Consider the following 21783-nt stretch of genomic DNA (forward strand, 5'->3'; position numbering starts at 1 on the left):
ATGAGACCCATCTCCCGTGTTGTCGCCGGCGGCATGCTCGCCGCCCTGTCACTCCCCGCCCTGGCCCAGGATCCGGCCATCGAGCGGCTGACCGAGCGGCTCGCCGTCGATGGCCAGCAGATGCCGGTGGAGCGCATCGAGGAAACGCCGCTGGAAGGCTTCTACGCGGTGCGCCTGGAGACCGGCGAGCGCTTCTACACCGACGCCGAGGGCGACTACTTCCTGGTCGGCGACCTCTACGAGAACGCCGAGGGCGGGCTGGTGAACCTCTCCGAGCAGTCGCGCAACGCCGAGCGGGCCGCGCGGGTGGCGGCGATCCCCGACGACGAGCGGGTCGTGTTCCGCGGCACCGATGCGCCGAAGGCACGGGTCACGGTGTTCACCGACACCACCTGCCCCTACTGCCGCCGCCTGCACGAGGAGGTGCCGCGCCTCAACGAGATGGGCATCGAGGTCGATTACCTGGCCTTCCCGCGTGGCGGCATGAGCTCGCCGGGCGCCCGCGAGCTGCAGCGGGTATGGTGCGCGGACAATCCCAGCGAGGCGATGTCGGCGGCCAAGCGCGAAGAGGCGCTCGAGGGCAACGCAAGCTGCGACAATCCGGTCGAGGAACAGTATCATCTGGGCATGCAGCTGGGCGTGCAGGGCACCCCGGCCATCGTGCTGCCCGACGGGCGCCTGGTGCCCGGCTACGTGCCGGCCGAACGCCTGGCGACCATGCTGGGCCTGAACGAGCAATAGGCGCCACCGAGCGCGCACCGGCCCTTGAGGCCGACCAACGCTGAGACACTAGCAGTAACGAGGGGAAAGACATTGAAACCGGTGAGAGTGGGAATCTGTGGCCTGGGCACCGTCGGTGGCGGGACCTTCAACGTACTGACGCGCAACGCCGACGAGATCGCTCGTCGGGCGGGGCGCCCGATCGTCATCGAGCAGGTGGCCTACCGCACGCCCAATCCCGAGTGTGACGTCACCGGCATCAAGAGCACCCAGGACATCTTCGAGGTCGCGGCCAACCCCGACATCGACGTCGTCGTCGAGCTGATCGGCGGCTACGACGTGGCCCGCGAGCTGGTGCTGACCGCCATCGACAACGGCAAGCACGTGGTCACCGCCAACAAGGCGCTGATCGCGGTGCACGGCAACGAGATCTTCCAGGCCGCCCACGAGAAGGGCGTGATCGTGGCCTTCGAGGCCGCGGTGGCGGGCGGCATCCCGGTGATCAAGTCGCTGCGCGAGGGCCTCGGCGCCAACCGCATCGAGTGGCTGGCCGGCATCATCAACGGCACCGGCAACTTCATCCTCACCCACATGCGCGACGAAGGCCGCGCCTTCGAGGACGTGCTGGCCGAGGCCCAGGCGCTGGGCTACGCCGAGGCCGACCCGACCTTCGACGTCGAAGGCATCGACGCCGCCCACAAGCTGACCATCCTGGCCTCCATCGCCTACGGCGTGCCGCTGCAGTTCGAGAAGGCCTACACCGAGGGCATCTCCCGGGTCACCGCCGAGGACGTCGAGCAGGCCGACAACCTGGGCTACATCATCAAGCACCTGGGCATCTCCAAGCGCACCGACGAGGGGCTGGAGCTGCGCGTGCACCCGACCCTGATTCCCAAGGAGCGGCTGCTGGCCAACGTGCACGGCGTCAAGAATGCCATCGCCGTGATGGGCGACGCCGTGGGCCCGACCCTCTACTACGGCGCCGGCGCCGGCGCCGAGCCGACCGCCTCCGCGGTGGTCGCCGACGTGCTCGACGTGGCCCGCGACATCGCCACCGATCACCACTACCGCGTGCCCTACCTGGCCTTCAGCGGCATCGGCGAGAACGCTGACCAGCCGCCGATCCTGGCCATGGAAGAGATCAGCACCGCCTACTACCTGCGCCTGCTGGCGGTCGACCGCCCCGGCGTGCTGGCCCGCGTCGCCACCATCCTCTCCGAGGAAGGCATCTCCATCGAGGCGCTGATCCAGAAGGAGGCGACCGAGGGCGAGCTGGTGCCGATCATCCTGATGACCCACCGCACCCGCGAGAAGCACATGAACGAGGCGATCCGCAAGATCGAGGCCATGGCCGACATCGCCGGTTCCGTCACTCGCATTCGCGTCGAGTCGCTGGAAGAGAACTAATCATATCGGCCGCGCGGCTATCGCTGGCAACGCGGGACGCCGGGGATAGGCCGTAGAGGAGGTCCTGCGCCAGGGATGGCGTCGGTAGCGCCCAGGGATGGGGGCTCAGCGCCTCCTCGAAGGCTTGTCGCCGGGTCGGTCCCGAGCGAGCAAAGGAATCGAACAATGCGCTATATCAGTACTCGCGGGCAGGCGCCCGCGCTCTCCTTCGAGGAGGTCGTGCTCACCGGCATGGCCAGCGACGGCGGCCTCTACGTGCCCGAGACCGTCCCCCGGCTGAGCCACGAGCAGCTGGCCGACATGGCCGGCTGCTCCTACGCCGAGATCGCCTTCCGGGTGATGCAGCCCTACGTGGGCGGCGAGATCGACGACGACACCTTCCGCGAGATCGTCCGCGACGCCTACGCCACCTTCAGCCACGACGCCGTGGTGCCGCTGAACCAGCTCGGCGCCAACCACTTCCTGCTCGAGCTGTTCCACGGCCCGACGCTGGCGTTCAAGGACGTGGCCCTGCAGCTGCTCGGCCGGCTGCTCGACCACTTCCTCGACAAGCGTGGCGAGCGCGCGGTGATCATGGGCGCCACCTCCGGCGACACCGGCTCGGCCGCCATCGAGGGCTGCCGCCACTGCGACAACCTGGACATCTTCATCCTGCACCCGCACCAGCGGGTGTCCGAGGTCCAGCGTCGCCAGATGACCACCGTGCTGGCGGACAACGTCTTCAACGTCGCCATCGAGGGCAACTTCGACGACGCCCAGGCCATGGTCAAGGCCAGCTTCGCCAACCAGGACTTCCTGAACGGCACCCGGCTGGTGGCGGTGAATTCGATCAACTGGGCGCGCATCATGGCCCAGATCGTCTACTACGTGGCCTCCGCCGTGGCACTGGGCGCGCCGCACCGCAAGGTGAGCTTCTGCGTGCCGTCGGCCAACTTCGGCAACGTCTTCGCCGGCTACATGGCCTACCGCATGGGCCTGCCGGTCGAGCGCTTCGTGATCGCCACCAACGCCAACGACATCCTGCACCGCACCCTGGCCGACAACGACTTCTCCAAGAAGGAGCTGGTCGCGACCCTGGCGCCGTCCATGGACATCGTGGTGTCGTCCAACTTCGAGCGCCTGCTGTTCGAGGCCTACCAGCGCGACGGCGCGGCCGTGGACGCGCTGCTCGAGCGCTTCCAGGACGAGCCCTCGGCGCTGGCCGATGCGCCGCTGGCGCGGCTGCGCGAGATGTTCGCCAGCCACAGCATCGACGACGCCACCATCCTGGAGGTGATCCGCGAGGCGCATCACCGGACCCAGGAGATCCTCGACCCGCACACCGCCACCGGCTATCGCGCCGCCGAGCGCGAGCGCGGCGACGAGAGCGTGCCGATGATCACCCTGGCCACCGCGCACCCGGCCAAGTTCGCCGAGGCGGTGGTCAAGGCCGGCTTCCCGGGCGTGCCGCTGCCGCCGCACATGGACGACCTGCTGGAGCGAGAGGAGCGCTACAGCGTGCTGCCGGCCGAGCTCGCCGCCGTGCAGCAGTTCGTGGCCGACAACCGGCGGTAATCATGTTCTGGCTCGGGACTGACCCGGCGACAGACCTACGAGGGGGCGCTGTGAACCCTTCCCTGGGCGCTACCGACGCCATCCCTGGCGTAGGACCCCCTCTACGGCCTGTCCCCGGCGTCCCTAAGTCTTTGCCGTAAGCCCCCTGACGCCCGGTTCGCCGGGCGTCTTGCCGTCATCTCCAGGAGTTTCCGTGGACGCTATCCCGACGCCCGACCCCGACGCTTCGCTGACGCCCCGCATCCTGCCGCGTCCCCGCGACGAGGCCCTGGAGGCCCGCGCCCTGGCGGAGGGGCTGACGCCGCTGCAGGCCCGCGTGCTGGCCGGGCGCCTGCCCGGCCATGCCGGCGAGCTCGCGCCGCTGGTGTCGCCGAGCCTGCGCCACCTGGCGCACCCCGAGCGCCTCAAGGACGCGCGCCCGGCGGCCGAGCGCATCGCCCAGGCGGTGGTCGAGGGCGAGCACATCGGCATCCTCACCGACTACGACGTCGACGGCATCACCTCCCACGTGGTGATCCGCCGGACCCTGAACGAGCTGTTCGGCGTGCCGGAAGACCGGCTGCACAGCCTGATCGGCCATCGCATCCACGATGGCTACGGCATCAGCCTGCCGCTGGTGGAGCGCACCCTGAAGCTCTCGCCGCGGCCGAGCCTGGTGATCACCGCCGACTGCGGCAGCAGTGACGAGCCGCGCATCGCCCGGCTCAAGGCCGCCGGCATCGACGTGGTCGTCAGCGACCACCACGCGCTGCCGGTGGAGGGCCCGCCGGCCTCGGCCTTCGCCACCGTCAACCCGACCCGCGACGACTGCGACTACCCGGACCCGACCATCGCCGGCTGCATGGTCGCCTGGCTGACCATGTCGCTGGCCCGCTCGGTGCTGATCGAGTGGGGCGTGCTGGCGGCCGCCACGCCCAAGCTCTCGCCCTGGCTCTCCTACGTGGCGCTGGGCACCGTGGCCGACTGCGTGTCGCTCGGCGGCAGTGCCGCCAACCGCGCCGTGGTCACCCAGGGCCTGGCGCTGATCAATCGCATGGAGGCGGCCTGCTGGCGGACCATGGCCGAGCGGCTGGGCGCCGACAGCGTGCCCTTCGACGCCGAGACGCTGGCCTTCCAGATGGGCCCGCGGATCAACGCCCGCTCGCGGCTCGACGACCCCTACGCCGCGCTGCACTTCATGCTGGCGGCGGACGACGCCACGGCGGCGCGGCATCTGGAGACGCTCGATCAGGACAACCAGTCGCGCAAGGCCATCGAGGCGGACATGGCCGAGCAGGCGCGGGCGCTGGCCCGGCCGCAGCTGGCCGCGGGCGCGCCGGCGCTGGTGGTCTATCTCGAGGACGGCCATCCCGGCGTGCAGGGCATCGTCGCCTCACGGCTGGTGCAGGCCTTCGGCCGGCCGACCCTGGTGCTGACCCCGGCCGCCCAGGCCGGCATGCTGACCGGCTCGGGGCGCTCCATCGAGGCGCTGCACCTGCGCGACGCCCTGCAGCGCACCTTCGAGCTCGCCCCCGAGGCGCTGCCGCGCTTCGGCGGCCACCGCGGCGCCGCCGGCGTCGGCGTGCCGGTGGAATCCCTCGAGGCCTTCCGCACCGCCTTCCTGCAGGCGGTCGGCGAGCAGCTCGGCGACACCGAGCTGTTTCCCAGGGTCTTCACCGACGGCGAACTGGCACCGGCCCAGCTGAGCCTGGCCACCCTCGACGAGCTGGAGGCGCTCGGCCCCTACGGCCGCGAATTCGACCCGCCGCTGTTCGAGGGCGAGTTCCTGGTCGAGTCGCTGCGCCCGGTGGGCGCCGAGGGCAATCACCTGATGATGGAGCTCTCGGCCGGCCCGGTGTCGACCAAGGCGATCTGGTTCCGGGCGCTGACCCCGGGCGAGGTGCCGGCCTTCGGCGTCGGCGACCGGCTGCACTGCGCCTACAAGCTCAACCGCAACCGCTGGCGCGGTCGCGAATCGCTGCAGCTCATGGTCGAGCACGCCGCGCCAGTGCGTTAAGTGGTCAGTAGGTCGGCCATACCCCCGGGGTCGCCAGCTCCAGCAGGTGGCCGTCGGGGTCGCGGAAATACACGCTCTCGCCGCCCCGCGGCCAGTGGGTGCGGCCCTCGATCTCGATGCCGTGCTCGCCCAGTCGGGCCTCCCAGTCGGCCAGCGCCGGCGCGGCGATGGCGAAGGCCATGTGCACTCGGCCGGCGCCGTCGTGGGGCGGGATGGTGCCCATCTCGCCGGGCAGCACCACCGTCTCGGCGGTCTCGCCGTCGAGGAACAGCAGCAGCACCGTGCCGGCGCCGGCGTCATAGGCGGTGAAGCGATGGTCGGCGGTGAAGGGGCTGAGCCCCATCACCGTCTCGAAGAAGCGTCTGGCCCTGGGCATGTCCGTCACGTAGAGGGCCGTTTCCAGCACGCCGTCGAGCTCGGGCATCGGGCGTCCTCCCTGGTGGCTATCTGCCTTCAGCGTAGCCCCGGCGGCCCCGAGCGTCGGTCAGCGCTGGCCCCAGAACCACCAGGCGATCAGGGCGATCAGCGCCAGGCCGGCGAGATTGACGATCCAGCTCATGCGGATGCCTCCTGTTGGCCGGAAGATGAGGCCTCGTCGGGCGCGTCGGCCCCCTGGGGGCGGAAGGCGCGCAGGCGGCTGGCGTTGCCGACCACGGTGATCGACGAGGCCGACATGGCGGCGCCGGCGATCACCGGCGACAGCAGGCTGCCCGTCAGCGGATAGAGCGCGCCGGCGGCGATGGGGATGCCGAGCACGTTGTAGCCGAAGGCGCCCACCAGGTTCTGCTTGATGTTGGCAAGCGTCGCGCGGCTGATGGCGATGGCGTCGGCCACGCCGTGCAGCGAGTCGCGCATCAGGGTGATGCCGGCGCTCTCGATGGCCACGTCGGTGCCCTGGCCGATGGCGAAGCCGACGTCGGCGCGGGCCAGGGCCGGGGCGTCGTTGATGCCGTCGCCGACCATGCCCACGACTTCGCCGTCGGCCTGGCGACGCTCGATCTCGGCGTGCTTGTCCTCGGGCAGCAGCCCGGCGCGGACCTCGTCGATGCCGACCTCGTCGGCGATGGCGCGGGCGGTGTGTTCGTTGTCGCCGGTCAGCATCACCAGGGTCAGCCCTTCGCCGCGCAGGCGCGCGACGGCGGCCCTGGCATCGGCGCGCAGCGGGTCGCTGACGCCGAACAGGGCGACGAGCTCGCCGTCGACGGCCAGCTGGACCACGGTGCGCGCCTGGCGCTCTAGCGCGTCGACGCGCGCCTGGCCCGCGCCGAGATCGACGCCGGCCTCCTCGAGCAGCCGGGCGTTGCCGAGCAGCAGCGTCCGGCCGTCGGCGGTGCGGGCGCGCACGCCGCCGCCGGTCACGCTGGTGAAGTCCTGGATCTCGGCCGCCTCGGCGCCCTGCGTCTCGGCGTGGGCGAGCAGGGCCGCGGCCAGCGGATGCTCGGAGCCGCGCTCCAGCGCCGCCACCCAGCCGAGTACCGCCTGCTCGTCACCGTTGAGAATCTCGACTTCGGTCAGCCGGGGCTTGCCCTCGGTGAGGGTGCCGGTCTTGTCCACCACCAGGGTGGTGAGATGGCTGGCGGTCTGCAGCGCCTCGCCGCTTCTCACCAGCACGCCGTGCTCGGCGGCCTTGCCGACGCCGATCATGGTGGAGATCGGCGTGGCCAGGCCCAGCGCGCAGGGGCAGGCGATGATCAGCACCGTGCTGGCTGTGACCAGCATGTGCAACCCCCGCGGCTCGGCGCCGACGTTGTACCAGACCAGCGCGGTGAGCACGGCGATGATCATCACCGAGGGCACGAAGATGCCGGAGATGGTGTCGGCGAGCCGGCCGATGGGCGGCCGGGAGGCCTGGGCGTGGGCCACCTGCTCGGTGATGCGGCCGAGGCGGGTGTCGGCGCCCACGCGGGTGGCGCGATAGACCAGCCCCCCCTGGCCGTTGACGGTGCCGGCGCTGACCTCGTCGCCGGCCGCCTTGGCCACCGGGGCGGGCTCGCCGGTGAGCATGGACTCGTCGAGATGGCTCTCGCCCTCGATCACCTCGCCGTCCACCGGCAGGCGCTCGCCGGGGCGCACGCGCAGCCGGTCGCCCTCGCGCACCTCGTCGATCTCGACCTCCTGCTCGTGGCCGTCGCGGATCACCCGGGCGGTGCGGCTCTGCAGGTCGAGCAGGCGGCGCAGGGCGTCGCTGGTGCGGCCCTTGGCCTTCAGCTCCAGGGCGTTGCCCAGCAGCACCAGGCCGATCACCATCGCCGAGGCCTCGAAGTAGAGGCCGCGGGCCATCTCGGGCAGGGCCTCGGCGAAGGCCACCACCGCCATGGAGTAGAGCCAGGCGGTGCCGGTGCCCATGGCGATCAGGGTGTCCATGTTGGCCTGGTGATGGCGCAGGTTCTTCCAGGCGTTGCGGAAGAAGTGGCGGCCGGGGCCGGCCATCACCGCCAGGGTCAAGAGACCCACCACCAGCCAGAACCCGCGGCCGGCGCCGAGCGGCTGGGGGTGATAGACGAACATGCCGACCATCAGCGGCACGGCCAGCGCCAGCGACAGGGCGCTGCCGCGCAGCCGGCGGCGATACTCCTTGGCGTCGCGCTCGGCGCGGACCTTCTCGGCCTGGCGCAGGTCGAGGATCGGCTCGGCCCCGTAGCCGACCGCGTCCACGGCGTCGATCAATGCCTGGGTGTCGGCGCGGCCGCGCACCTGGGCGGTGTGGTTGCCGAGGTTGACCGTGGCCGCTTCGACCCCCGGGGTGCGCTCCAGCGCCTGCTGCACGCTCTTCACGCAGCCGGCGCAGGTCATGCCGGTGATCGACAGGCGTTGGGTGGCGCCGTCGCTGGCGGATTCCGCTGTCGGCGCCGGCTCGGGCTCGGCGTCGTTCTCTGGGTCGGCGGCCGGCTCGATGGGCGACGTCTTGGTGGACGTCTCGGGCGGATAGCCGGCGTCGGCCAGCACCCGGTCCAGCTCGGCGTCGTCCAGCGAGGTGGTGACGTCCAGCCGATGCTCGGCCGGCGTGCCGCTGACCTCAGCCTTGGCGTCCTGGGCCTGGATGGCCTCGCGCATGCGCCTCACGCAGCCCTGGCAGCTCATGCCGGGCACGGTGCGCTCGCGGCGTGTCGGGGTGCTCATGATGAGGTCTCCTTGGGCTCGGCTGCCCTGGCGTCGGGCGCCAGCGGCTCGGGGAAGCTCTCGATCAGGCGGCACAGGCTGTGGCCGTCCGGGGTGCCGTCGGGCAGGTCCTCCCAGGCGGCCAGCGCCTCCTCCATGCGTCCGGCAAGCGCCTCGAGCTCGCGGATGCGGTGGCGGATCTCCGGCAGGCGTCGCGCCAGCAGGTCGCGCACCAGCGGGCAGGGCGAGTCGCCGTGATCGGACTGTTCGAGGATCTCGCGAATCTCGGCGACGCCGAAGCCCAGGGTGCGGGCGCGCTGGATGAAGCGCAGCCGGCGCAGGTCGGCGTCGTCGAACAGCTGGTAGCCGTTGGCCGGGTTGCGCTCGGGGCGCAGTAGCCCCTCGCGGGTGTAGTGGCGCACGGTCTCGGCGGTGACGCCGGCCTGGCGGGCGAGTTCGCTGACCTTCATGGCTCGCGTCTCCTGATGAGGGAATACCCAGAGTGTAAAACCCTTGGGTTACACAAAGGTCAAGATGGCGGCGCAGGGATCGGCAGGGGAGGGGCGGGAGGAGAGTGCAAGTTATTGTTGCGCTTCATGTTCAAACAGTTGTGCCACTAAAGTATTAGTGAAAACTGGATTTAAACGGGCGTTTGTCCTTGATCCTTGCGATGAGTTCTGACGACACTGTCGGTCAGTCGCTGCATCACCATAACAACAGCAATGCCAAGGAGCCGCGCCATGCCCCTGCCCTTCACGTCTCGCAAGCTCGCCGCCGCCGTCGCCCTGGCCTCCGCGGCGCTCGTGTCCGCCCAGGCCGCCGCCACCGGCTTCCAGGTGCGCGAGCAGAGTGCCAAGAGCCTCGCCAACGCCTTCTCCAACGCCGCCGCCGGCGCCGAGGACGTCAGCTTCATGGCCCATAACCCGGCCGCCATCGGCAACATCGACGGCAATCAGGTCGCCGGCGGGGTGGCCTATATCGATGCCACCTTCGAGCTGCAAGACGCCGAGGCCTCGAGCGCCAATGGACTGGTCGACTATGATCGCGGTGGCTCTCGAGAGGGCGGTGAGTCTGCCGTGGTGCCGAGCTTCGCTGCCAAGACGCAGTTGAACGATCAGTGGGACCTGGGCCTGGCGATCTACTCGCCCTACGGGCTTGCCACCAAATACGACGAGGACTGGATCGGCCGCTACCACGCCGTCGAGACCGAGCTGAAGACGATCGACTTCCAGCCGACCCTCAACTACCGCGCCACAGAGCGGCTCAACCTGGCCGTGGGGCTGCGCGCTCAGTATGCGGACGCGACGTTGTCCAATGCCATCGACTTCGGCTCGGCGGCGGCTCTCCAGGGCAGCCCGCTGGCCACGCCGGGGCAGAACGACGTCATCGGCGAGCTGACCGGGGACGATTGGGGCTACGGCTATACCCTCGGCGCCCTGTTCCAGGCGACGGAGCGCACCCGCTTCGGTGTGAGCTATCGCTCGGAGATCGATCTGACGCTGGAAGGGGATCTCGATGTGTCGGGCACCGATCCAGTTTCCGATAGTGCGGTAGAAAATGGCGCGGTCTCGGACATGGGCGGCAAGGCCGACCTGACCACGCCGGCCAATCTGAATCTGGGCGTCTATCATCAGCTGACGGATCGCCTGGCGCTGATGGCCAACGCCGAGTGGACCGAGTGGAGCAGCTTCGACGAGCTGGTGGTGGAGTTCGAGGACGGCTCCAACAGCCCCACCACCGAGAACTGGGACGACACCTGGGCCTTCTCGGTGGGCGCGAACTACGCGCTGACGCATCAGTGGACGCTGCGGGCCGGCCTGGGCATCGACGAGACGCCGGTACCGGATGCACAGCATCGTACCCCGCGGGTGCCGGACGCCGATCGCCGCTGGGCCTCCCTCGGCGCCACCTACCAGCCGACCGAGAACCTGGGCATCACCGCGGGCTATCTGCGCATCTTCGGCGATGACGTCGACATGGATCAGGACGGGAACAAGCCCGAGAACGCCAGTCGCGGCAACCTGTCCGGCGAGTACGAGGTGGAGGCCGACGTCTTCGCCCTGTCGGTGGACTATCGCTTCTAGCCGCGTGGCGTGATCCGCTTCGACCCAGAGCCCCGGCTATCGGCCGGGGCTTTGTCATGGCCGCGTCGTTGACGTCAGGCGGCCTCGCCGTCGAGGAAGGCCGCGCGCATCAGCTCGCGGGTATAGGCCTCGCGCGGGGCCTGGAACAGGGTCTCGGTATCGCCCTGTTCGATCACGGCGCCGTCCTTCATCACCACGACGCTGTCGGCCAGGGCGCGGACCACGGCCAGGTCGTGGCTGATGAACAGGTAGGTGAGGCCGTGCCGGGCCTGCAGGTCACGCAGCAGCGCGATCACCGTGGCCTGCACCGAGCGGTCCAGCGCCGAGGTGGGCTCGTCGAGCAGCAGGAACTCGGGCTTGAGGACCAGGGCGCGGGCGATGGCGATGCGCTGTCGCTGCCCGCCAGAGAACTCGTGGGGGTAGCGGCGGCGCATGGCGGGGTCCAGCGCCACGTCGCGCAGCGCCTCCTGCACCCGGGCGTCGCGCTCCCGTCGGCCGAGTGCCGGGGCATGCACGCGCAGCCCCTCGCCGATGATCTCGCCCACGGTCATGCGCGGCGACAGCGAGCCGAAGGGATCCTGGAAGACCACCTGCATGCGCGAGCGCAATGGCCGCATGGCGGTGCTGTCCAGACCGTCCAGCGCCGTGTCGTCGAAGCGGATGTCGCCCTGGCTCTCGAGCAGGCGCAGCAGGGCGCGCCCCAGCGTCGACTTGCCGGAACCGGACTCGCCGACGATGCCCACCGTCTGGCCGCGCCGGATCGAGAGGTCGATGCCGCGCACCGCCTCGAAGACCTCCATCGGGCGGAAGAGACGCTTGCCGAGCGGGAAGCGCACGCGAAGATCGCGGGCCTCCAGCAGCAGCGGCGCGTCCTCGGCCACCGGCGCCTTGCGCCCGCGGGGCTCGGCGTCGATCAGCATCCGCGTGTAGTCGTGCCGGGGGGCGGCGAACAGCGCCGCGGTCTCGCCGCTCTCCACCAGCTCGCCCTGGCGCATCACGCAGACCCGGTCGGCGAAGTGGCGCACGATGCCGAGGTCGTGGGTGATGAAGAGTATCGCCATGCCGTAGCGCTGTTTCAGGTCCTCGAGCAGGGTCAGGATCTGGGCCTGGACGGTGACGTCCAGGGCGGTGGTCGGCTCGTCGGCGATCAACAGCTTCGGCTCGCAGGCCAGCGCCATGGCGATCATCACCCGCTGGCGCTGGCCGCCGGAGAGCTCGTGGGGATAGCTGTCGATGCGTCGCGCCGGCTCGGGGATGCCGACCTGTTCGAGCAGTTCCAGGGCGCGGGCGCGGGCGGCCTGGCCACGCAGCGAGGTGTGCTTGGCCAGCACCTCGACGATCTGCCGACCCACTCGATGCAGCGGATTCAGCGAGGTCATGGGCTCCTGGAAGATCATCGAGATCTCGTTACCGCGGAGGCGGCGCAGGCGCCCGGGCGCGACCGTCAGCAGGTCCTCGTCGCCCTCGCCGCCGTGCCAGCGAATGGCGCCGGAGGGGCGGGCCAGGTCCGGGAGCAGGCCCATGGCCGCGGTGGAGGAGACCGACTTGCCCGAGCCGGACTCGCCGACCAGCGCCAGGGTCTCGCCCTCGTGCACGGTGAAGCTGATATCCCGGACGGCGGTGACGGTGCCGCCCGGGAGGCTGAAGTCGACCCGCAGGCGATCGAATTCGAGCAGTGGCTGTTGCATGTTCCTCTCCTGATGGGATTCCGGGGCGCTGTCATCAGCGGGTTTTCGGGTCCAGGGCGTCCCTCAGGCCATCGCCGAGGAAGTTCAGGCACAGCAGGGTCAGGGCGAGGAAGACCGAGGGCACCAGCAGCATCCATGGCGCGGTCTCCATCATGTCCTTGCCCTCGCTGATCAGCACGCCCCAGCTGGTCAGCGGTTCCTGGACGCCGAGCCCCAGGAAGGACAGGAAGCTCTCCAGCAGGATGACCTTGGGCACGGTGAGGGTGACGTAGACGATCACCGGACCGATGGCGTTGGGAATCAGGTGGCGAGTGACGATCTTGTGGCCGCGCACGCCCAGGGCGTGGGCCGCCTCCACGAACTCGCGACGCTTGAGCGCCAGCACCTGGCCGCGCACGATGCGCGACATGTCCAGCCACTCGACGGCGCCGATGGCGGCATAGATCAGCAGGATGTTGCGGCCGAACACCACCATCAGCAGGATCACCAGGAACATGAACGGCAGCGAGTACATGATGTCGACGAAGCGCATCATCAGGTTGTCGACGCGCCCGCCCAAGAAGCCGGCAACGGCGCCGTAGAGCACGCCGATCAGCAGCGAGACGAGGGTGGCCACCAGCGCCACGGACAGCGACACCCGGCCGCCGTGGAGCACGCGGGTCAGCAGGTCGCGACCGTTGGCGTCGGTGCCGGCATAGTGGCCGTCGGCCAGGCTCGGGGCCGTGAGGAAGGCGTTCCAGTCCACCTCGTCGAGGCCCCAGGGCGTCAACCAGGGGCCGATCACGCAGGCCAGGGTGGTCAGGGCCAGCAGCACCAGGCTGAGGGTGGCGGCCTGGTTCTGCCTGAGGCGGCGCCAGGCCTCGCGGGCCAGGCTGTCGCCGGCGAGATCGGGGGTCGAGACAGCGGTATCAGTCGTCATGGCGAATCTGCGGGTCCAGGGCCGAGTAGGTCAGGTCGACGAGCAGGTTGAGCAGCACGATCAGGGCGCCGTAGAACACCACCGTGCCCATCACCAGGGTGTAGTCGCGGTTGAGGGCGGCCTGGACGAAGTAGCGTCCGATGCCGGGAATGCCGAAGATCTGCTCGATCACCACCGAGCCGGTGATGATCCCGGCGACGGCCGGGCCCAGATAGGAGACCACCGGCAGCATCGCCGGGCGCAGGGCGTGGCGCCAGATCACCTCGGCCTCGGTCAAGCCCTTGGCGCGGGCGGTGCGGATGAAGTGGCTGCCGAGGACCTCGATCATGCTGGCGCGCATCATGCGCGCGATGTAGGCGATCTGCTGGATCGACAGCGCCACCACCGGCAGCACCAGGTTCTGCCACTGGCCGTCGTTCCAGCCGCCCACCGGCAGCCAGGCCAGGAAGACGCCGAACACCAGCGCCAGCAGCGGCGCGATGACGAAGTTGGGGATCGCCACCCCGGCCAGCGCCGCGCCCATCACCAGGTAGTCGACGGTGGAGTTGCGCTTCAGCGCGGCGATCACGCCCAGCGGCAGGCCGATCAACAGCGCCAGGCCGATGGCCCACAGCCCCAGCTCCAGACTCACCGGGAAGCCCTGGGCGACCAGCTCGGTGACGCTGAAGTCCTTGTACTTGAACGAGGGGCCGAGATCGCCCTGCAGCAGGTTGCCCATGTAGATCAGGTACTGTTTCCACACCGGCTCGTCCAGATGATAGGTGGCCAGCAGGTTGGCCTCGATCTCCGGCGGCAGTTGGCGCTCGCCGTCGAAGGGGCCGCCCGGCGCCAGGTGCATCAGGAAGAACGACAGGGTGATGACGATCCACAGCGTCGGTATCGCCTGCAGCAGGCGCTTGAGGATGTAGCCAGGCATGAGAGTCCCCGCGACCCCGGAGTGTCCCGGGGCCGTCGCCGGTTGGAGGAAGATGGGTTCAGTCGTCGAAGCCGATCCAGCGCGAGCGGTGGATATCCTCGATGTTGGGTTCCCAGCCGGTCAGCGTCGGGCTGACCAGGTTGCGCGAGACATAGTCGTAGATCGGCAGGACGGCGTGGTCATCCAGGGCCAGCCGTTCCGCCTCGGCCATCAGCTCGGCGCGAGCGTCCAGATCCTGGGTCCCGGCGGCCCGGTCCATCAGCTCATCGAAGGCCGGGTTGGCGTAGGCGCCGTAGTTGTTGGCGACGCCGCCCTCCAGCAGGCTGAGGAAGTTCTGGGCGTCGTTGTAGTCACCGATCCAGCCGGCCCGGGCGACGTCGAAGTCGCCCTGGCGGATGTCGGCGTAGTGCACCGCCACCTCCGAGTTGTAGAGCTCCACCTCGACGCCCAGCGGCTTCCACATCGCGGCCACGGCGATCGCCACCTTGCGATGGTCCTCGCTGGTGTTGTAGCGCAGCTGGAGTTCGAGGGGGTTGTCCGGGCCGTAGCCGGCCTCCTGCATCAGCTGCCGGGCCCGCTCGAGGCGCGCCTGCTGGTCGAGGTCGGCGAAATCGAGTTCCGCCCCGTCGTAGTGGGCCACGTCCGGCGGCACGAAGTGGTAGGCCGGCTCTTCCCCGGTGCCGAGGATGCGGCCGGTGATCACCTCGCGGCGCACCGCCAGGCTGAGCGCCTCGCGCACCCGCGGGTCGCTGGTGGCATGGCCGTCCCGCGTGTTGAAGGCGTAATAGTAGATGCCGAGATAGGGCGCGACCTGCACGGCTTCCGGCAGGTTGTCCTGGAGCCAGTCGTACTGCTGGGTGGGAAACTCCCGGGCGATGTCGATCTCGCCGGCGCGGAAGCGGTTCAGGGCGGTGTTGCGCTCCTCGATGGGGAAGTACACCACCTCGTCGAGGGCGACGTCTTCGGCGTCATGGAAGTGTGGGTTGCGCACGGCCTCGATGCGGGTCTGGGACTGCCAGTCCTCCAGCATGAAGGCGCCGTTGGAGACCATGTGCTCGGGCCTGGACCAGTCGTCGCCGTACTGCTCCACCACGTGCTTCGGCACCGGGTAGGCGGTGTAGTGGGCCAGCTGGTCGAGGAAGTAGGGCGTGGAGCGCTCCAGGGTGATGCGCAGGGTCCGCTCGTCCAGGGCCTCGATGCCCAGGGTGTCGGAGTCGGCCTCGCCGGCGTAGACCGCCTCGGCGTTCTTCACCGGGTAGAGCAGGTAGGCATAGCTGGCGGCGGTGGCCGGGTCGAGAATGCGGCGAAAGGCGAAGACGAAGTCATCGGCGGTGACCGGGGTGCCGTCGGACCATTCGGCATCGTCGCGCAGCGAGAAGGTGTACACCGTGCCGTCCTCGGAGACCTCCCAGGATTCGGCCACGCCGGGGATGCGATCGCCGTCCGCGGCCTCGGTCACCAGCCCCTCGAAGAGGTCGCCGACCACATCGTTCTCCCAGGTGCCGCTGATCTTGTGCGGGTCGAGGGAGGCGGGTTCGCCCATGATGGCCAGGCGCAGGGTGTCGGCCTGCAGGGGCGAGGCGGCCAGGCCGGTGGCGAGCAACAGGCTGCCGACGGCAAGACGGGGCTTGCTCATGAATCACTCCTTGAGGCTTGTGCTTGTTGTAGTGTTCGGCCGCGAAGCAGCCATGACTTACCCTCCCTCGTGACCCTGGTCGGGGTCCATTTGAAATTGCGCATGAGTTCATCCACGAATTCGATACCCCGGCTGCGCTGGCCCCTGCGGGATGGCCGCTGGCGGTGCATTTCGCTACAATGCTCGTCTTTTCTCCGCCGTCGGCGCCCGGCGCCGGCGCGCGCCTCATCTCCCTTGGATTCAGGCGAACCCCATGCTGGAAACCAATCCGATCAACCACCTCATCAAGGACCTGTCTGAGCGGACAGACGTCCTGAGGGGGTATCTTTGACTATGCCGAAAAGAAGGATCGGCTAGAGGAAGTCACCCGCGAGCTCGAGGACCCCGACGTCTGGAGCGACCCGGACCATGCCCAGAAGCTGGGCAAGGAGCGGGCGACCCTCGAGGCTATCGTCGCCACCATCGACGAGCTGGACCAGGGGCTGGCGGATAGCCAGGACCTGCTGGAACTGGCCGAGATGGAGGAGGACGAGGGCACCGTCGAGGAGGTCCAGCGCGAGCTGGAGAACCTCCAGGCCAGCCTCGAGAAGCTCGAGTTTCGGCGCATGTTCTCCGGCGAGATGGACGAGAACAACGCCTATCTCGACATCCAGGCCGGCTCCGGCGGCACCGAGGCCCAGGACTGGGCCAACATCCTGCTGCGCATGTACCTGCGCTGGGCCGAGCATCACGGCTTCAAGGCCGAGATCACCGAGCTCTCCGCCGGCGAGGTGGCGGGCATCAAGTCGGCCTCCGTGCATGTCCAGGGCGAGTACGCCTTCGGCTGGCTGCGTACCGAGACCGGCGTGCACCGCCTGGTGCGCAAGAGTCCGTTCGACTCCGGCGGCCGTCGCCACACGTCCTTCGCCTCGGTGTTCCTGTCGCCGGAGGTGGACGACAGCTTCGAGATCGAGATCAATCCCTCGGACCTGCGGACCGATACCTATCGCTCCAGCGGCGCCGGCGGTCAGCACGTCAACACCACCGACTCGGCGGTGCGTATCACCCACGAGCCGACCGGCATCGTGGTGGCCTGCCAGAGCCAGCGCAGCCAGCACGCCAACCGCGACTTCGCCATGAAACAGCTCAAGGCGAAGCTGTGGGAACACGAGATGGAGAAGCGCAACGCGGCCAAGCAGGCCGCCGAGGACTCCAAGGCCGACATCGGCTGGGGCAGCCAGATCCGCTCCTACGTGCTGGACGACCAGCGCATCAAGGATCTGCGCACCGGCGTGCAGTCCAGCAACTGCGACAAGGTGCTGGACGGCGATCTCGACCAGTTCATCGAGGCGAGCCTCAAACAAGGCCTATAGCCTGCTGCGCTCGCCGATACGGCGTTGCCCCTCGGCCAGAGATGCTCATTGACGACTCGTCAACTCCGCGCTCTGTCCGAGGGGCGCCTTGTCTCGGCGTCGCTCGCGCGGCTCTAGGTGAGATGTCTCTGTATTCGACACCATGATTTCAACAGGTAGCGACATGGCTAACCAGGACACTTCCCAGGACGAGAACCACCTGATCGCGGAGCGCCGCGGCAAGCTGGCCGAGCGCCGCGAGCGCGCCGCCACCGACGGCGGCAGTGCCTTCCCCAACGATTTCCGTCGCGACAGCACCGCCGCCGAACTGGCCGCCGAGCTGGGCGACAAGGACAAGCCCGAGCTCGAGGCGCTGGCGCGTCCCGCGGCCGTGGCCGGGCGCATCATGCGCAAGCGCGGGCCGTTCATCGTCATCCAGGACGCCAGCGGCCAGATCCAGCTCTACGTCGACAAGAAGGGCCTGCCGGCGGACGTGCTCGAGGACATCAAGGGCTGGGACATCGGCGACATCGTGGCCGGCCGCGGCCCGGTGCACAAGTCGGGCAAGGGCGACCTCTACGTGATGATGGAAGAGGCGCGCCTGCTGACCAAGAGCCTGCGCCCGCTGCCGGACAAGTTCCACGGCCTGACCGACATGGAAGCCCGCTATCGCCAGCGCTACGTGGACCTGATCATGAACCCGGATTCCCGCGAGGTCTTCCAGACCCGCGCCGGCGTGATCAGCGCCATGCGCCGCTTCTTCGAGGATCACGGCTTCATGGAAGTCGAGACCCCGATGCTGCAGCCGATCCCCGGCGGCGCCACGGCCCGGCCCTTCATCACCCACCACAACGCGCTGGACATCGACATGTACCTGCGCATCGCGCCGGAGCTTTACCTCAAGCGCCTGGTGGTGGGCGGCTTCGAGCGCGTCTTCGAGATCAACCGCAACTTCCGCAACGAGGGGCTGTCGACCCGGCACAACCCCGAGTTCACCATGGTCGAGTTCTATCAGGCCTACGCCGACTACCAGGACCTGATGGATCTGACCGAGGCCATGCTGCGCGAGGTCACCCAGCGGGTGCTGGGCAGCACCGTGGTCACCAACACCGTGCGTGACGCCGAGGGCGAGGTGCTGGAGAGCTACGAGTACGACTTCGGCCAGCCGCTGCGCCGGCTGAGCGTGTTCGACGCCATCCTCGAGTACAACCCGGACATCCACGCCGAGTCGCTGGCCGACGAGAGCGCCGCGCGTCAGATCGCCGAGCGCCTGGACATCGACGTCAAGGACGGCTGGGGCCTGGGCAAGGTGCAGATCGAGATCTTCGAGAAGACCGTCGAGCATCGCCTGCAGCAGCCGACCTTCATCACCGACTACCCGACCGAGGTCAGCCCGCTGGCGCGTCGCAAGGACAGCGATCCGTTCGTCACCGAGCGCTTCGAGTTCTTCGTCGGCGGCCGCGAGATCGCCAACGGCTTCTCGGAGCTCAACGACGCCGAGGACCAGGCCGAGCGCTTCGCCGCCCAGGTGGCCGAGAAGGAGGCCGGCGACGACGAGGCCATGTACTACGACGCCGACTACGTGCGCGCGCTGGAGTACGGCCTGCCTCCGACCGCCGGCCAGGGCATCGGCATCGACCGCCTGGTGATGCTGCTGACCGACAGCGCTTCCATCCGCGATGTGCTGCTGTTCCCGGCCATGCGCCCGCAGGTGGACTGAAACGGTTCGACGCTCCAAGGCTGGCACAGGGATAAGCGAACCTCCTTCTTCAGGGATGAAGAAGGGAGCGCCCAGGGAAGGGTTCATAGCGTGTTCGCGTTGCCCTGCGCCAGCCGACGTCGCCTACTCGGGTCTAGCTCGCTTCCTTCCGCGGGCTTCTTGGGTGATCGCTCAGCCCTACATTCGCCAGGTTGATCGGGAAGTGTTGGTAAGGAGCGCCCCTGGCCCCCATAATGGCAGCGTTTCGACGTCGAGGAGACCGTGATGAAACTGCTCAACCGTTCCGCCCTGAGCGTCAGGCCGACCCAGCACTTCGTCGACTGGGTCAATGCCCTGGAGCCCACCATGGGTGACGACGACCTCTCGCTCGGCGACGTCGAAAGGGAAAGCACCGTCTATCTGATCCCGGAGATGGATTCTCCCGAGGCCCTCGAGGGCTTCGTCCGCGAGCGCTATCTCGAGATCCTCGAGACCGAGCTGCGCGCCTGGGAAGAAGACGAGCGCCAGTGGCCCGAGACCCTCGACTGGGCGCTGTTCCAGCGCTTCCTGCACTTCGAGTACAGCTACCTGGCGGTCGATCTCGATGACGAGACGGCCCTGGAAGTGGCCGAAGTGGACGATAATCTGCTGCTGGAAACGGATCAGGACTGATTCTGCTTCCATCCGGCAGGCAAACCTCGAGAAAACCGGCTTCGGCCGGTTTTCTTGTCAGCGACGATCCCACATGAGCCGACTCTTCTCGAACCGCCCCGGCGACGATGGCCTGCCGGGGGCCGAACGCCGTCTCGCGGTGCTGGCGCTGATCCTCGGCACCACCATGGCGGTGATGGACAACTCCATGGTCAACCTGGCGCTGCCGTCCATCGCCGCCGATCTCGAGGTGGCGTCGGCCGATGCGGTGTGGGTGACCAACCTCTTCCAGGTGACCTGCGCCGCCTTCCTGCTGGTCTTCGCCGCCGTGAGCGAGCTGGTCGGCCGGCGCCGGGTCTACATGGGTGGGCTGGTGCTGTTCGCCCTGGCCGCGCTGGGCTGCGCGCTGTCGCGCAGCCTCGAGGCGCTGCTGGCGTTCCGCGCCCTGCAGGGCGTAGCGGCGGCGGCGACGCTGTCGATCGGACCCTCGCTGTATCGCGCCATCTTCCCCTCGCGGCTGCTGGGCAGCGCCCTGGGGCTGAGCTCGCTGGTGGTGGGCATCGGCTACGCCGCCGGTCCCGCGCTGGGCGGTTCGATCCTCTCGGTGGCCAGCTGGCCGTGGCTGTTCGCGCTGCCGGCGCTGCCGGCCATGGGCGCGGTCGCGCTGGCCTGGCGGGCGCTGCCCAGGGAGCCGGGCCGCCGCGGCGGCTTCGACGGCTGGGGCGCGCTGCTGGCCATGGCCACGCTGGGCGGCTTCTTCATGGCGCTGGACGGCAACGGCGCCGAGCTGCCCGGGCTCGAGACGCTGGGCTGGCTCGCCCTCAGCCTGGCCACCGGCGCCGCCTTCCTGGCCCGTCAGCGCCGCGCGCCCTATCCCCTGATGGCGCTGTCGATGTTCGAGGAGCGTCGCTTCACCCTGGCCGTCTCCTCCCAGGGGCTGGCCTTCGTCGGTCAGGGCCTGGCCTTCGTCGCGCTGTCCTTCCTCTATCAGCAGGGGATGGGCTTCTCGCCGCTGGAGACCGCCTGGCTGTTCACCCCCTGGCCGCTGACCATCATGGTGGCCGGGCCGCTCGCCGGTCGCCTGGCCGATCGTCTCAATCCCAGCCTGCTGAGTTCGGCCGGCCTGGTGCTGCTGATGATCGGCCTCGGCAGCCTGGCGAGGCTCGAGGCCGATGCCGAGGTGATCGACTGCCTGTGGCGCACCGCGCTGTGCGGGCTCGGCTTCGGCTTCTTCCAGCCGCCCAACAATCGCGAGCTGATGGGCAGCGTGCCGGCCGAGAAGAGTGCCAATGCCTCCGGCGTGATGAGCACCACGCGCACCGTGGGGCAGTCGCTGGGCGTGGCGCTGGTCGGCGCCTGCCTGGCCGCCGGGGCCCCGGTGCAGGTGGCGCTGTGGGCCGGGGTGATCGCCACCGGGCTGTCGCTGATGGCCAGCCTCGGGCGCGTCTCGCTGGCCGGCGAGGCGCAGCGTGCCCGTCGTCGCGCCGCGGTCGAACGCGTACAATGACCCCGACACTCACCAGCGGAACGCCGAGATGAGCATCCAGTCGACCATCGAGCAAAAGCTCCAGGCCCTCGAGCCCACCTTCCTCGAGGTGGAGAACGAGAGCCACATGCATCACGTGCCGCCCAACTCCGAGACCCACTTCAAGGTGACCGTGGTGTCGCCGCGCTTCGCCGGCATCATGCCGGTCAAGCGTCACCAGCAGATCTACGCCCTGCTGACCGACGAGCTGGCCGGCCCCGTGCACGCCCTGGCGCTGCATCCCTACACCCCCGAGGAGTGGCAGGCCCGCGGTGAAGCGCGTCCGGACTCCCCGAACTGTCGGGGCGGCGGCAACTCGTGACCACCGAGCCCCAGCGGCTGCAGTATCTGGAGGCCATGGGCCTGACGGCCTGGACGGCGCGCTACCGGATGCCCAACGCCCGTCCGACCGAGGCCTGCGAGTGGGAGCTGCCCGTGCCGGACGTCGGCGCTCGCCAGGCCCCCGGCGAGCGCCTTCATGCGCTGCTGGACGCGCCGGCCGAGCCGTCTGCCCCGGCGCCGGCCGCCCCCGCGTCGCCCGCGGCGGAGCCCCGCGAG

At 69.3% G+C, this 21783-nt stretch carries 17 protein-coding genes and 1 pseudogene; 11 read left to right on the forward strand and 7 right to left on the reverse strand.

Going from position 1 to position 21783, the window contains the following annotated elements:
- The 4 genes from UYS_RS0215095 (at position 1) to UYS_RS0215110 (ending at position 5677) form a co-directional block, all read left to right on the forward strand.
- Positions 1-741, forward strand: coding sequence for a DsbC family protein (locus UYS_RS0215095; RefSeq protein ID WP_026068598.1), 741 nt, complete (start codon positions 1-3; stop codon positions 739-741).
- A 72-nt stretch (positions 742-813) separates the two neighbouring features.
- Positions 814-2127, forward strand: coding sequence for a homoserine dehydrogenase (locus UYS_RS0215100; protein ID WP_026068599.1), 1314 nt, complete (start codon positions 814-816; stop codon positions 2125-2127).
- A 165-nt stretch (positions 2128-2292) separates the two neighbouring features.
- Positions 2293-3681, forward strand: a complete 1389-nt coding sequence (gene thrC / locus UYS_RS0215105; RefSeq protein ID WP_016856362.1) for a threonine synthase — start codon at positions 2293-2295, stop codon at positions 3679-3681.
- A 193-nt stretch (positions 3682-3874) separates the two neighbouring features.
- Positions 3875-5677 (forward strand): single-stranded-DNA-specific exonuclease RecJ, encoded by a 1803-nt coding sequence (locus UYS_RS0215110; protein WP_016856363.1) that lies wholly within the window; start codon positions 3875-3877, stop codon positions 5675-5677.
- Between the two features lie 4 nt (positions 5678-5681).
- Here UYS_RS0215110 and UYS_RS0215115 read toward each other — a convergent pair whose 3' ends face one another.
- The 3 genes from UYS_RS0215115 to UYS_RS0215125 form a co-directional block, all read right to left on the reverse strand.
- On the reverse strand, positions 5682-6101 hold the full coding sequence (locus UYS_RS0215115) for a VOC family protein (RefSeq protein WP_016856364.1): 420 nt from the start codon (positions 6099-6101) through the stop codon (positions 5682-5684).
- 131 nt (positions 6102-6232) lie between these two features.
- A complete protein-coding gene (locus tag UYS_RS0215120; protein ID WP_016856365.1) occupies positions 6233-8797 on the reverse strand; it encodes a heavy metal translocating P-type ATPase in 2565 nt (854 codons plus the stop codon).
- Positions 8794-9246, reverse strand: a complete 453-nt coding sequence (locus tag UYS_RS0215125; protein ID WP_016856366.1) for a MerR family transcriptional regulator — start codon at positions 9244-9246, stop codon at positions 8794-8796. Before UYS_RS0215125 ends, UYS_RS0215120 begins: the two co-directional genes overlap by 4 nt.
- 270 nt (positions 9247-9516) lie before the next feature.
- On the opposite strand from UYS_RS0215125, the gene UYS_RS0215130 reads away from it, so the two are divergent.
- Positions 9517-10860, forward strand: coding sequence for an OmpP1/FadL family transporter (locus UYS_RS0215130; RefSeq protein WP_016856367.1), 1344 nt, complete (start codon positions 9517-9519; stop codon positions 10858-10860).
- Positions 10861-10934: 74 nt separating this feature from the next.
- On the opposite strand, the gene UYS_RS0215135 is transcribed toward UYS_RS0215130, so the two are convergent.
- From UYS_RS0215135 to UYS_RS0215150, 4 genes are read right to left on the reverse strand one after another with little or no spacing between them, the layout of a single operon-like run.
- Positions 10935-12548: an ABC transporter ATP-binding protein gene (locus tag UYS_RS0215135; protein WP_016856368.1), complete on the reverse strand. Its 1614-nt coding sequence runs from the start codon at positions 12546-12548 to the stop codon at positions 10935-10937.
- A 34-nt stretch (positions 12549-12582) separates the two neighbouring features.
- Positions 12583-13467, reverse strand: a complete 885-nt coding sequence (locus tag UYS_RS0215140; protein ID WP_016856369.1) for an ABC transporter permease — start codon at positions 13465-13467, stop codon at positions 12583-12585.
- The gene (oppB, locus tag UYS_RS0215145) at positions 13457-14383 is read right to left on the reverse strand and encodes an oligopeptide ABC transporter permease OppB (RefSeq protein WP_016856370.1); all 927 of its coding nucleotides are present in this window, start codon (positions 14381-14383) and stop codon (positions 13457-13459) included. Before oppB ends, UYS_RS0215140 begins: the two co-directional genes overlap by 11 nt.
- A gap of 58 nt (positions 14384-14441) precedes the next feature.
- Complete coding sequence (locus UYS_RS0215150; RefSeq protein WP_016856371.1) at positions 14442-16019, reverse strand: peptide ABC transporter substrate-binding protein; 1578 nt, start codon at positions 16017-16019, stop codon at positions 14442-14444.
- A 253-nt stretch (positions 16020-16272) separates the two neighbouring features.
- Between UYS_RS0215150 and prfB the strand changes: the two genes are divergently transcribed.
- The 6 genes and pseudogenes from prfB to UYS_RS17565 all read left to right on the forward strand — a co-directional run.
- A protein-coding gene (prfB, locus tag UYS_RS0215155) for a peptide chain release factor 2 (RefSeq protein WP_152479779.1) occupies positions 16273-17371 on the forward strand; the annotation gives its coding sequence in 2 pieces (ribosomal slippage) (positions 16273-16347 and positions 16349-17371; 1098 coding nt in all).
- Between the two features lie 163 nt (positions 17372-17534).
- Entirely contained in the window at positions 17535-19070 is a 1536-nt protein-coding gene (lysS, locus tag UYS_RS0215160) for a lysine--tRNA ligase (protein ID WP_016856373.1), read from the forward strand.
- 264 nt (positions 19071-19334) lie between these two features.
- Positions 19335-19721, forward strand: coding sequence for a hypothetical protein (locus tag UYS_RS0215165; protein WP_016856374.1), 387 nt, complete (start codon positions 19335-19337; stop codon positions 19719-19721).
- Positions 19722-19794: 73 nt separating this feature from the next.
- The gene (locus tag UYS_RS0215170; protein ID WP_016856375.1) at positions 19795-21207 is read left to right on the forward strand and encodes an MFS transporter; all 1413 of its coding nucleotides are present in this window, start codon (positions 19795-19797) and stop codon (positions 21205-21207) included.
- A 28-nt stretch (positions 21208-21235) separates the two neighbouring features.
- Positions 21236-21547 (forward strand): BolA family protein, encoded by a 312-nt coding sequence (locus UYS_RS0215175; protein ID WP_016856376.1) that lies wholly within the window; start codon positions 21236-21238, stop codon positions 21545-21547.
- A pseudogene (locus UYS_RS17565) lies at positions 21544-21783 on the forward strand (hypothetical protein); the annotation flags it as partial. The gene UYS_RS0215175 and the pseudogene UYS_RS17565, both read left to right, overlap by 4 nt.

The sequence above is a fragment of the Halomonas smyrnensis AAD6 genome (genome assembly GCF_000265245.1).
GTDB classification, from domain to species: Bacteria; Pseudomonadota; Gammaproteobacteria; order Pseudomonadales; family Halomonadaceae; genus Halomonas; species Halomonas smyrnensis.